We start from the raw sequence: 12628 nt of genomic DNA on the forward strand, positions 1-12628 counted from the left end.
GCGCGCACCCGCCACAAGACGACCCGCCCTCAGGCTAGCGCCAGTCCTTCTTGGCCCCGCAGTGCGGACAGCAGAAGCCGTCAAGCCACCGCAGCCAATCAATATAGTACAGGCTCGCCGCGTCGTCCGGGAACCACGAGCGCACCGCCGCGAGATTGCCAGGGTAGTGCACCCCACCCACTGGAAAAGACAAAGTCACGGGACATGTCTACTGCCATCATCCGGATACCCCGTTTCATTCATCTTTGAGATTCTCGAGAACTTGGGGGGTGAAGATTGTCTTCTGTGAGACCCCCCCCTTGAGGAGCCTGACCCACTCGGCCCGTTTCTCCCGATACTTTGATTCAATACTCGTGTCTCCCATATAAGAGCGAAAATCGGAAATAGCGCGACTAATGTCTCCACGCAGGGCCGCGTTCAGGCCCCGAGTGTCGCTAGCAAGAAAAATATCCTCGGGAGATGCCATTCTCACAGCGAGGTCGCAGGCAGGTTTCACTAGTTCTTGCAAGCCTTTAATAGATCCGAACCAGCAGATTGCATTCCAATCAGAAGCTCTAAATAGCTTAGGATGAAGTTTCACAATTGATTTGAAAGAAGGATATATGTTTTCAAGGTACTTTGCCGCCTTGAAGGAATTATCATTTTCGACTTTAGTCAGAAAAGATAGTGTAGCCCAGTAAACAGCCGCTTTATATGGATCTGTTTCAACAATATCAATGGTGACATAATCAGGCATCTTGTCTCTTGGCATTAGATTTAGCTTTGGATCGATGTCGTGAGCATTGTTTAGCTGCTTGGCCGTACTAGCCACGTCTCCTGTCAGCTCTGCAATGCGAATACCTGAGTAAACTAGTATAGGCGCTACACGTACTTCTGGATGAATGGACTTACTTCTGCTCCATCGCTTTGCGAGCTGGAAGTTTTGTAGGGCACGTAGTCCGTCTTTCTGTTTAACTTGACGATCCCCCTCACGCACAAGAGCCTCTGCTGCACGGTTCAGCCTTTCAGGAGACTGACAGGGTTCCACCTCCTTGAGAATGAGGGGATGGGTACTCAAGTAATCACTGAGCAGCTCACAGGATCGATCAACAAGACTGTCAAGCTTAAGCTCCCAAAAAGTGATATCGCCACTCATTCCAGCAAAAGCGATTTTAGAATGATCACGGGCTAAAGCCACACTTAAAGGGCTAAAGCCACTGCCATCCACACCTTCGAGCATGCTGATCTTCTCACCATTAGGGCGCCAAAGAGTCACTGATCCATTCACGTTGGCGGTGATGATTGCTTGGCTATCGGGGCTGACTACAAAGCCATTGATGTGGCTAGGACTATCCTCTAGGCCAATCTGATCACGAAACTCCCAACTCCCCACCTGCCAACGTTGGATAAAACCCTTATCGCCTAACGCATAAAGCGACTTGCCATCGGGGCTGAATTGAAGATGGCTGAGAGAATCTGAGTCACTCGTAAGAACCTTCTGCGGCTTTGATTTGCCGTTGACGGGCACAACGATCAAGGATCCATCATTTCTGGCTGCGGCGATGATTGATCCGTCAGGGTTAAAGGCAATAGCATTAAATGGCTCCTCATTCTTGCCAGGCTGTGGAGATAGAAGCTGTTGGGGTTTCCGGGTCTTAAGATCCCAAAGGAGGACAGTGCCGTCCTCACCAGCTGAAGCAAGAGTGGGCCCATTTGGATGGAATTGAACGTCCAAGACTTGACCCTTATGACCCGTGAGGGGTGTGCCCACCTTCTCACCAGAGGATGTCCAAAGTTGGATCGAGCCATCTTGTTGGCCAGTTGCAATTTGCATTCCATCAGGCTTGATGCTCAGGCGGGGTTTGCCCCCGGTACGTAGGAGGATTGGATCCATTGGTCGTGCACCCGCTTCCCCAAGGTTCCATAGCCGCAGATTCATATCCTCACTTACAGACGCGAGAAGCTTGCCATTAGGAGAGAATCCAAGCCCCGTTATGGGACTCTTGTGCCCGCGCCTGTGGAGATACTCATCGCCCTGCCAATCGACAATGCGGATCTTTCCGCCTGCGGTGGAGGCCGCCAGCCGCTTGCCGTCGGGACTGAAGCGAACATCCCATACCCGCTTGCCGTAGGCAGAAAATTCCTGCTCCTGCATGAGTTCCTTATTTTTCTGCCTCCAGAGTTGGAAAGTTCCATCAATACTACCCGATGCAATCAAATCCCCGCTGCGGTTAAAAGCAACACTCAGTACCGTTCCTTTATGCCCTGAGGTGTCATTTGTATTTTGATCTCCTCCCTGATTAATTGTAGAATCATCCGCTGGTTTACCTGTTGCAAGCAACTTGCCAGAGGTTGTGTCCCACAGCCGAACAGCACCATCTAAGCTCCCTGTAACAAAGGTCTTACTGTCGGGTCTGAAACTCACGCTATAGATACGTGTCTGTTGGTCTTCATCTTTGTAATCCTTTACGGGGATAACGTGGATGCGCGCACCTGTTTTCACATTCCAGAGACGAATGAAGCCATCAGATCCTGCTGTGGCAAGCAGCGATCCATCGTGACTAAAATCGATGGAATATAGGGGCTTATTGCTTACACTCAAGATTTTAATCCCAGTAGAATCACCATTATCAGCAAAGAAACGTACCTTCCCGTCGTCTCCACCAGTTGCAACAAAAGATCCATTTGGGCTGAAGCGAACTACGTATCCATTAACATTTATTGGCATTGCCAATAATGGCTCTTGTGTTTTTACATTCCAGATTTGAAGAGAGCCAAGCGAGTCTATAGATGCTAATCGCCCCCCGGAAGAATTAGAATCAACAGATATCATACCGCCCTTTTCATTCTTCATCATCTGGCCAAATGGACTTCCACCGATATCAAATAAACGGATACCTTTACGCGAGGCAACTGCCATCAGCTTGCCGTCATTAGTAAAATCAGACTCATATGCATTCACAAGGTCGTCTTCAAAGGTGTTGATCTCTCGCAAGCTTGACAATCCCCGCGCAAGTTGGAGACGAACGTTGTTGGTGAGCTGGGGGCCAATGATCCATGAGGAGTGCTGGGCCATCGAGCCCGCCTTGATGAGCTCCAGGACGGCATCAGCCTGGTGATTCATGGATGCCAGTCGCGTGGAGGAAGTGATCATGGCCCGAATCTCGCTTTGCTGTGCCTTGCTGTAAAGATAAATGGACGCTCCCATGCCGCATAGTGCCGCAACCAAGCCAGCAGAAAGGAAAAGCCTTGATGTCCGTAAGTCGGCCAGAGACTGCTCTTTGATCAGGATCACCTGCCTCTGGCGTTCAATCTCCCTCTGGGAGCGATCGAGTTCAGCCTGGCGTAGAGCTTCTTGATCAGCCAATTCCTTCTCCCGCCGCTCAACGCTGCGATCAAGAAACTCCATCGCCTGCTGGAAGCCGGTGTCGTACCTCTTCGCCCATGCTTCGTTGGGTCGGAACTTCTCCTTCCAATCGAGGGCTATGTCAAGCTCCTGATCGCGATACAAGCTAGCCTCGTCCCTTTGGAACAATGCAGCCTGCTCCGCCAATCGAGTGTAAACTCGGGCGTTTTTTGCTTCCTCCTCTGCCCATTTTCGACAGCTGTCCCAGATGCGCATCAGGCTCTCGTGGGAGATATCAAGAATCGTATCGGGGAGCAGCTCCACTCCCACGGGGGGGGTGAGGAAGGTCCTGCCGGGAGAGCGGAACTCCTCCACTACTTGACTCACTGCCGTGCTGTCGGCGCCAGCGACCGCACAGATCTCTGAAAATCTGGAGGGTCGTCGCACCCCGCGGCTATCGGAGCGGAGATCGGTGAGGTTCTTGAAAAGACTGCGAGCGATGGCTTTGCCTGACTCTCCGGGCAAACTACTGAAGATCTCGTCGGCATGGCGTGAGAGGGCATGTTCCATCTCTCCGATTTCCTTATAACCCGATAGATCGATTGGCCCTTCACTTCCGCGCTGTATCCAGAAGTCCCAGGTACGCATCAGTGCATGTTGCAGCACTGGTAGATGGTCGGGATTGTCGCCCACGTCGTTGAGTAGGCGGTTCACGAGTTCTGGAGAGATACAACCTCCGCCAACCCTCACCGGCCCTTCGATTGCCTGTTGCAGCTCCTCGCGCGTCATGCGAGGGATCAGGTATTGGCATTCGTTCATGGTTTCGGGGAGATCCCGGAACCGGGCGCAGTCGCCGAGGAAGTCGGAACGCATCGTGATCACCACGTAGATCGGCACGTGGTTCTGAAGGGTTGCTTGGAGCAGCAGCTTCACGAAACCGCCTGTCTCGTTGGCCGCAGCTGACTCCTCAGAGGCTGTCTGCTGGAATCGGAATAGCTCTTCGAATTGATCGACTACCACCAACAAAATTTCATCCGGCTGCATGCGGGCATCTGACGCCACCTCGATCAAGCCGCGATCCCCAGCGCGAAGCACAGCATCAGTGACCATCGAACTGATCCGGGGGTCCTCATCGCCAACCGGCGCAAACACCCCCGGCGACATGAGAGCCTGAGCGAGACTGGCGATGGGCTGGGCCCCTGGCCGCATCACAGCGACACGCCAGGCTGCACCAGCCTTCGTCATGAAACCGCCGAACAGGGCCGGAAGCAACCCGGCCTTCACCAACGAGGACTTGCCGCTACCCGAAGTACCGACGACGGCGAGAAATCGATGCTCGCGCAGTCTCTTCAGGAGTTCGTCGGTCTGTGCTTCACGGCCGAAGAACAGGTGTGTTTCGTCCTGCTCGAATGGTCGCAGACCAGGAAAGGGGTTGGTGCGCTTGGCATTGCTCATCACGATGTATGGCCATCGGAAGAAACGACGGCGATGCTGTCAAGAAAGGGCTGCACCACAGTGGTGTCAAAGCCCTTCCCGCACCGGAGCACTAGGGCTTCGTCGGTTTGCCAGGACTGCTTATCAGCGTTGAGGGGTGGACCTACCAACACGGCAGTCGCGAGAAAATCGGCCTTGCGTCCATATCCAGGGGCTTTGCGAAGTTCGGCCAATTTCGCCATCAACCAGGCTTCGCTGGCACTCCCGTAGTAGATGAGCACCGCATCGCAGCGCCGAAGGCAGCCCTCGTTCTGGAGCCTGTCCTGGACGGCCTGTGCATCGAACTGCGGCGTGATCACGTCGTAGCCCTGCTGCTCAAGATGGGGAATGATTAATGCGAGACCGTCCTTAACGGTGAAATCCTCCGGAGTGCCGATCACGTAGACCAGATGCCGGTTGCTGGTGGCGGCGGGGGAAGCTTGAGGGGCATCTGCTGTTTCCTTGGTAAGCTCTTTCGAAAGAATTGTCTTAAGTTCTTCTAACGTAGTCTGGAGTAACTGGGGATCAGTTTGGAGCAAATCGATGAAAAGTTTTTGCTCGGGCTTAATCTCCTTGGATTCCGACCTACTCGGAGTCCAAAGCAGATAGCGAAAAGAAGACGATTCATCAGCACGTCGGCGAGCAAGCTCATACTGCAAAACTACTATGGATTTTTCCCCCATCTCCTGCCCCTCAGGTATCACCCCATATCGGGTGCCTACCAAGTGAATAGATAAATCAGCTGTGGACAGTGCCTCCGCAACAGCCTCTTCGTATTCCGGTGAGGTCAAAGGAAAGCTTCGATCAGGCAGCACCCTGTGCCCCCACTGTTGGAGCTGGGCCAGGATTGCGGCTCGGGCCTCGTTAAGATCAGCAGTCGACTCAGCAACGTAGACGGTTCGAATGCGGCTGGCGGATGAGGGTTGCGATTCGGCCTGCAGGTGATCGGGCACTGCTGGCTTGGGAGATTGTGACTCTGCAACAGTCCATAGTGACTCGTCTGTGAGGGTATCGCTGATGTCCCTTGCCAGCTTCTCCATGCGCGTGGCGAAGCGGCGTTCCCAATCCTGCCAGAATAAGCGATTGTATTCTAGTGGTGGCCCGCCTTCGTCTTTCTCCTCGTAGAATTCGTAGCCGAGCAGGGGCTGGAAACAATCGGGCAGCCGGCGTCGATCAACAGGGGTCTTCACTACCTTAAAGATGCGAGAACGTGACCCCACCTTCACTCCCCCTGTCTGTTGCTCGCAGGCGTTACAGAAAAGCTTGAGCTCCTTGGGGCACCATTCCGAGGTGATGTAGCTCGGCGAGAGCACGGAGATCAGTAGCTGAGCCGTGGCGATCTTGTCTTGGATGACCTGATCGAAGTCATCATTGCCGGCCAGCTTGGGATCCCTCCAGATGCGAGAGCTCTTGCCGAGCAACTGGGGGAGGCGTTTCTTGAGATAAGCATGGAACGTGTTGATCCATCCAGGATCACTAAGCAGCGGCTCATTATCTGTATGAGCATAACTAATAAAGACGTCATTGTCAAAGTTCATTGACCACCTCGGACCCCCTGGAATCAAAACCCTTTGAACCAGAGTTTAGACGCCTTGGCCAGAACTAGCAATTGCCCTTAAGGGCTATCCGGATGACGGCAGTAGATCAGACGGGTCTTCTGCTCGCCATGGGCGGTCAAGTGAGCCTGCTGCAAGGCTTTCGGGCCACTTCGGCCCTACTGGTGAGTGCATCGCGACGGGGTGTGGGTTCGGGATCTTGATCAGTTCCCGCATCGGCGTCGGCCCCGCGCCCACGGCGCCCTCCAGGAGACGAAGCAACAGCAATCCACAAGCATGACGGCGGTTGAACCGGAAGGTGAACTCATCCAGGTAGGCCTGCGGGTGCTCGGCGGAGCCTCCGGACTGGTGGGTACCGGCCAGCCAGCGCTTGAGCAGGCTCGCCACCCGGTGTAACCCAGGCAGACGTTCGTGAGCCGGCAGGCCGGAGCGCTTGATGTTGAACAGCTTGTGCCCGACGAAACCCCGAGCAGGCGCGAGTGGGTAGGACTGCAAGGCGTCGCTGACGACGACCGAGCCTGGGCTGAGGTTGCGGTGCATGAACTCCCCGAGATGCTCGGCGTCGATCTTCTCCACCACCTGCAGTCGGCATCGGCCGAAGCCCTTTGCCTTGGCCTCGACCGCGATCGCGACGTAGGCCTTCCCGGGGGCTCCGCTTCCACGCTTGCCGCCGGTCTTGACACCGCCGATGAACGTCTCGTCGACCTCGACATTGTCAGACAGCAGATCCGTCGAGGTGCGGCCCATCGCGGTGCGCAGCTAGTGGCACATCCCCCACGCGGTCTCATACGACCCCAGCCCCAGCAGCGGCTGAAGAGAGGCGGCGCTGACCCCGTTCTTCGTCGCTGCCATCAGCCACGCAGCATCGAACCACACGGTCATCGGCGTCCTCGTGTCCTGGAAGACCGTGCCGGCCAAGACGCGCACCCGCCTACGGCACACGCCACAAGGCCACCCGCCCGCAGCCAGTCCAGATAGTCCAGGCACGCCGCGTCGTCCAGGAACCACGCGCGCACCGCCGCGAGATTGCCGGGGTACTGCATCCCAGCCACCGGCAAAGGAAGAATCACGCGATAAGTCTAATGCCGTCATCCGGACACCCCTTTTTTAAATCGACATGATCGACATCTCAAGAACGGCAATTTGGTTCAATTTTCAGTGGCATAGCCTATAATCTATACATCTTAACTCATCGCTATAGGGGTCAGGATTTTCTGGACCAGGGCTATCGTTAACTTCAGAGGTAGGGCAAAGGCCCAACCAGGTTTTTCCCACTTTAGTTGCAGCCTTCACCGTAGATGTTGGCTACACCCAAAACCAAAAGCCCCGGGGGGTTCAAGGTCCAGATGGCCATGGCGGCAATTTCGGGCCGCAAGACCCTTCAGGAGATCCAGGGTGACCATGCCATCCACCCGATCCAGGTGAGCCAGGGGAAAAAGCTGCTGCTGGAAAGTGCCAGCAATCTATAGGGAAGCTGGCGACCCAACTCAGACTGTGGCGGCAATCCCCGAGGGTTCAAGCATCAATTTGCTGGAGCGGATCTTGTCATCCATCGGGATGGGGTAGTGGCCGTCGAAGCAGGCCGTGCAGAAGTTGGCGGAATGGTCGTGGGCAGCCTCCAGCATTCCCTTCTGGCTCAGGTAGGCCAGGGAATCCACCTGCAGATGTTGGGTGATCTCCTCCAGGGTGAGGCGGGCAGCGATCAGTTGCTCCTGGTTGTCGGTGTCGATGCCGTAGAAACAAGGGTGGGTCACCGGGGGAGAACTGATCCGCATGTGCACCTCCGTGGCGCCGGCATCGCGCAGGGCCTGCACCAGCTTCCGGCTGGTGGTGCCGCGCACGATCGAGTCGTCGATCACCACCACCCGCTTACCATCCAGCACATCGGGCAGGGGATTGAGCTTGACGCGGATTCCCGCCTCCCGCATCGCCTGGGTGGGCTGGATGAAGGTGCGCCCCACGTAGCGGTTCTTGATCAGCCCATCGGCGTAGGGAATGCCGCTGGCCTTGGAGAAACCGATCGCGGCGGGGATGCCGGAATCGGGGACGCCGATCACGATGTCGGCCTCCACCTCGGTCTCCCGGGCGAGCTGGGCTCCGATCCTGTGTCGGTAGCTGTAAAGCGATTCGCCGAAGAAGCGGCTGTCGGGGCGGGCGAAATAGATCATTTCAAAAACGCACAGCTTGGTGGGCTCCACGATCCAGCGCCTGCGCAACGGCACCGATTCCCCGGCCTGGAAATGAATCAGTTCCCCGGGCGCCACCTCGCCGTCGTAGGAGGCTCCGATGATGTCCAGGCCGCAGCTTTCACTGCTGACCACCCACTGGCCCTGGTGCTTCTCACCCAGATGGCCGAACACCAGCGGGCGCACGCCATAGCCGTCCCGCAGGGCGAACAGCCCCTCAGGGGTGCCGATCGCCAGGCTGAAGGCCCCGCGGCACTGGCCCGCCGCCGCTTCGATGGCGGCCCTCCAGCCCTGGCCACCATCCACAGCCTCCTGGAGGGCGAAGGCGATCAGCTCGGAATCCGTGGTGGAGGTGAACTCCCCGGCCAGATGGCTGAGGGCCTGCCGCAATTCGGCGGCGTTGACCAGATTGCCGTTGTGGGCCAGGGCGAACGGTCCCAGCCGGGTCATCAGCACCACCGGCTGGGCATTGCAGACCTTGCTGCTGCCGGTGGTCGAATAGCGGTTGTGGCCAATCGCCAAATCGCCGGGCATCCGCTCGAGCACGTCCTGATCGAACACCTGGCTCACCAGGCCCATGTCCTTGTGGAGACGGATCTTGGCGCCGTTGAACACGGCGATCCCAGCTGATTCCTGGCCGCGGTGCTGCAGGGCGTAGAGCCCGAAATAGGTAAGGTTGGCGACGGGCTGACCCGGGGCGTAAACCGCGAACACCCCGCAGGCCTCCTCCATTCGGTCGGGCCGCTCCTGCTGGTCGGGGAGCTGGGCCCGCTCGGGGTGGTGAAGCCTGGGATGCACCGATACCACAGGCGTGATCACCTAAAGGGTCTTGACAGCATTGTGCCTCAGGCTGAGGCAACCAGGCGGCGCGGAATCGCCTGCTCATAAACGCTGGCGAACGCGGCGACGTCGGCATTCAGCACCGGATCCTCCGCCAGGCTGATTCGCAGCTGGCCGTCGTCCTCCACCGTTCCCAGCCGCTTCGCTGGAACCAGCGCTGGGAAGGAAGCCATCAGTTCTTGCCAGGCGCTCAGCTGGGTCACCGGCACGCTGACCAGGATGCGCGCGCCACCCTCGGCGAACAGCAACCGGTCCAGGCGGCTGGTGCTGGCCGGCAGGACCAGCTGGGCACCCAGCCCCGCGGCCATGCAGCATTCTGCCGCCGCCACAGCCAGGCCGCCGTCGCTGAGGTCGTGGGCGGAGGCCACCAGGCCCCGGCCGATCGCCTCCCGCAGCAGGCTCTGCACCTGGCGCTCCAGGGCCAGGTCGGTGCGGGGCGGGCGGCCGGTGGCCAGGCCGTGGATCCGCGCCAGATAGCTGCTGCCCCCCAGACCCAGACGATCCTCAACTCCCGTGTCAGCCGATTGATCCGCGACGGCGGCCATTTCAAGCGGCACGCCCAGCAGCCAGATCGTGTCACCGGACTGCTTCCAGGCCAGTCCGGTGACACGGGCCAGATCGTGCACCAATCCCACCATGCCCACCACCGGGGTGGGGTGGATCGGCTGGAGGCTGCCGTCGGGACGGCGGGTTTCGTTGTACAGGGAGACATTGCCGCCGGTGACCGGTGTGTCGAGGGCACGGCAGGCCTCGGCCAGCCCGCGGCAGGCCATCGCCAGCTGCCAGTAGCCCGTGGGGGTCTCCGGCGACGCGAAATTGAGGTTGTCGGTGACCGCCAAGGGTTCAGCTCCCACGCAGCTGAGGTTGCGGGCCGCCTCCGCCACCGCCGCGATCGCGCCGCGCTCCGGATCCAGCGCCACCCAGCGGTTGGGACAATCCACGGTGGCGGCCACGCCACGATGACAAGCCGTCAGGGCCGCAGCCCCTTCCTGGGGCCGCAGGCGCAGCACCGCCGCATCGGCCCCGCCCGGCAGCAGCACGGTGTTGGCCTGCACCTGCTGGTCGTACTGGCGGTACACCCAGCGCTTGCTGGCGATGGTGGGGTCATCGAGCAAGGCCTCGAGCACTTCCCCCCAGCCCATGGGAGACCGGCCTTCCGGCGTGATGCCGGCCAGGGTGGCGGCAGGAAGCTGGGCCTCACTCCAGCGCCAGTGGGCCTGGATTTCCACCGGCGGCTCACTCAGCAGCGGGTGGTGGTTGATCGGCGTGTCGTCGGCCAGGGCACTGGCCGGCACCTCGGCCGCCACCTGGCCTTGCTGCAGCACCCGCACCACGTTCTCCTCCAGCACCCGACCCACCACGGCTGCCTGCAGACCCCAGCGGCGGAAGCGGGCCATCAGGGGCTCCGCACGACCCGCCTTCACCACGAACAGCATCCGCTCCTGGGATTCGCTCAGCAAAAACTCGTAGGCGGTCATGCCCGTTTCACGGGCCGGCACCTGGTCCAGATCCAGCTCGATGCCCAGGCCACCCTTGGCTGCCATCTCTGAGCAACTGCAGGTGAGCCCGGCGGCACCCATGTCCTGGGCCGCCACCACATCACCACTTTTGAACGCCTCCAGGCAGGCCTCGATCAACCCCTTCTCCAGGAACGGATCACCGACCTGCACGGCGGGGCGGTCATCAAGGGAGGCGGCGCTCAGCTCGGCCGAGGCAAAACTGGCCCCCCCCATGCCATCGCGGCCAGTGGTGCTGCCCACGTACACCACCGGATTACCAACACCGGCCGCGCCGGAGCAGACGATCTCCTCGGTTTCCATCAGCCCCAGGGCCATGGCATTCACCAAGGGGTTGCCGCTGTAGCTGGGATCAAACGCCACCTCACCGCCCACGGTGGGCACCCCCACGCAATTGCCGTAATGGGCGATGCCGGACACCACCCCCTCGATCAGGCCCACGTTGCGCGCGTCTTCGAGCGGACCGAACCGCAGGGCATTGAGCAGGCCGATCGGCCGAGCGCCCATGGTGAAGATGTCCCGCAGGATGCCGCCCACGCCGGTGGCCGCCCCCTGGAACGGCTCCACCGCCGAGGGGTGATTGTGGCTCTCGATCTTGAAAGCCAGCCGCTGGCCCTCCCCCAGATCCACCACACCGGCGTTCTCGCCAGGGCCCACCAGGATGCGGGGGCCGCTGGTGGGAAACCCCCGCAGCAGGGGCCGGGAGTTGCGATAGCAGCAGTGCTCCGACCACATCACGCCGAACATGCCCAGCTCAGCCCGGTTCGGTTCGCGGCCCAGCCGCCGCACGATCTCCTCGTAGTCGGCCGGGCTGAGGCCCTCCTTCTTCAGCGCCTCGGCAACCGAGAACGGGGGAGCGGAGGAGCGGACCACCGGGCGGAGCTGCAACGGCCTTCCACTCTCCCTGAGGGCCTGACCCGGCACAAGGGCGTCACCTCGGCTGACGAACCGAGGCTCAGGTCTCGTCCCAGAGATCCTCGAGGGGATCAGCTCCTCGGCGGCGGTGCTCAGGCTCAGCCCGAGGCCCGCGCTGGGGAACGGGATCATCGGGCCAATTCTCGAGCGGATCGTCGTCGTCGGGATACCGCCTTCGTTCCGGCTCCCTTTCCAGGGGCTCTTGCCAGGGGGGCTCCTCCAGCCAGCCCTCCAGCCGCTGCTCGACCCGATCGCCCACCTCCTGGAACTGGCCGCGCCAGCGGCGGGAGCGGCGCAGGAACTCCTGGCGGACGCTTGCCCTGGCCAAGGGCAGGTCATCGAGACCAGCCAGGGAGGTGAGCACCTGGCCCGGTTGCTGATCGAGGATGCGCTCGGGGCTGAGCCGCCAGCGGCTGCTGCCCGGCAGGCGCGGATCGCTGCGGGCCACCAGGTAGTGAAGGATGCGGCCCGTGCGCAGCTCGATGGCGGCATCCACCACGGATCCCAGCACGCTGCTGGAAGCTCCGGTGAGGGCAGCGTCGAACAGGGTGGGCAGCCGATCCAGCGTGCCCTGCTCGGTTTCGGCCGGTTCCCCCAACACCAGCGCTTCGAGATCGGTGACTCCCCGCAACTGGTTGAGGCGCCAGACCAACCGCCGGCCGCCGAAGGCGGAGGGTTTGCTGGCCCAACCCAGCAGCCGGTGGACGGGCGGATGCATCCAGGCGACCAAACCGGCGCCATGCTCCAGCCCTTGATCGCAGCGAACGCGCAGCCTCAGCAGGTCACTGAGCAGGAGCTGCTGGGGGAGGGCCACGG

General features: G+C 59.9%; 6 protein-coding genes. All 6 read right to left on the reverse strand.

From position 1 onward, the window contains the following. Positions 1 to 235 precede the first annotated feature (235 nt). The 6 genes from KBY66_RS07440 to KBY66_RS07465 all read right to left on the reverse strand — a co-directional run bounded on the left by KBY66_RS07440 (position 236) and on the right by KBY66_RS07465 (position 12626). Positions 236 to 4780, reverse strand: coding sequence for a WD40 repeat domain-containing protein (locus tag KBY66_RS07440; protein WP_255088663.1), 4545 nt, complete (start codon positions 4778 to 4780; stop codon positions 236 to 238). After that, entirely contained in the window at positions 4780 to 6336 is a 1557-nt protein-coding gene (locus tag KBY66_RS07445; RefSeq protein ID WP_255088664.1) for a TIR domain-containing protein, read from the reverse strand. Before KBY66_RS07445 ends, KBY66_RS07440 begins: the two co-directional genes overlap by 1 nt. 84 nt (positions 6337 to 6420) lie before the next feature. Then, the gene (locus KBY66_RS07450) at positions 6421 to 7101 is read right to left on the reverse strand and encodes an IS1595 family transposase (protein WP_255088665.1); all 681 of its coding nucleotides are present in this window, start codon (positions 7099 to 7101) and stop codon (positions 6421 to 6423) included. A gap of 740 nt (positions 7102 to 7841) precedes the next feature. Continuing rightward, positions 7842 to 9272, reverse strand: a complete 1431-nt coding sequence (gene purF / locus KBY66_RS07455) for an amidophosphoribosyltransferase (protein ID WP_255088699.1) — start codon at positions 9270 to 9272, stop codon at positions 7842 to 7844. Between the two features lie 113 nt (positions 9273 to 9385). Further along, positions 9386 to 11770, reverse strand: coding sequence for a phosphoribosylformylglycinamidine synthase subunit PurL (purL, locus tag KBY66_RS07460; protein ID WP_255088666.1), 2385 nt, complete (start codon positions 11768 to 11770; stop codon positions 9386 to 9388). 82 nt (positions 11771 to 11852) lie between these two features. Then, positions 11853 to 12626 (reverse strand): RNA methyltransferase, encoded by a 774-nt coding sequence (locus tag KBY66_RS07465; protein WP_255088667.1) that lies wholly within the window; start codon positions 12624 to 12626, stop codon positions 11853 to 11855. Between the last annotated feature and the right edge of the window lie 2 nt (positions 12627 to 12628).

It is taken from the genome of Synechococcus sp. Tobar12-5m-g (genome assembly GCF_024345415.1).
Lineage (GTDB): Bacteria > Cyanobacteriota > Cyanobacteriia > PCC-6307 > Cyanobiaceae > Regnicoccus.

Excerpts from the sequence above, each read along its gene's own strand:
- KBY66_RS07440 (WP_255088663.1), bottom strand. The coding sequence starts at position 4,780 with ATGAGCAATGCCAAGCGCACCAACCCCTTTCCTGGTCTGCGACCATTC.
- KBY66_RS07445 (WP_255088664.1), bottom strand. The coding sequence starts at position 6,336 with ATGAACTTTGACAATGACGTCTTTATTAGTTATGCTCATACAGATAAT.
- KBY66_RS07450 (WP_255088665.1), bottom strand. The coding sequence starts at position 7,101 with ATGGGCCGCACCTCGACGGATCTGCTGTCTGACAATGTCGAGGTCGAC.
- purF (WP_255088699.1), bottom strand. The coding sequence starts at position 9,272 with ATGGAGGAGGCCTGCGGGGTGTTCGCGGTTTACGCCCCGGGTCAGCCC.